Raw genomic sequence first — 243 nt, forward strand, 5'->3', positions numbered from 1 at the left:
AATGCTTGTGTACGCTCACCGTTTACGTAGATTGCACCGTTCGTTACATCTTCACGTGCTTGACGTTTTGATGGAGAGATTTTGCTTTCTACAAGTAAGTCGATTAATACTGTATCTTCTGCAGTACGTTCTACAGATGGTACGTCTTTGAATCCTTGCTCGATTTCGCTTGCAGTTAGATCTGCTACAGAACCGCTAAATAATGCAGCTGAAATTTTAATCGCTTGCTCTAATGCTTCTTCG

1 protein-coding gene is annotated in these 243 nt (G+C 41.2%); it reads right to left on the reverse strand.

Annotation, left to right across the window (positions count from 1 at the left end):
- Nucleotides 1-243: S4 domain-containing protein (locus KVT27_RS25830; RefSeq protein ID WP_254636304.1), on the reverse strand; the 243-nt coding region annotated here is incomplete at both ends.

Source organism: Lysinibacillus sp. GbtcB16, from assembly GCF_019091145.1.
GTDB lineage: Bacteria > Bacillota > Bacilli > Bacillales_A > Planococcaceae > Lysinibacillus > Lysinibacillus fusiformis.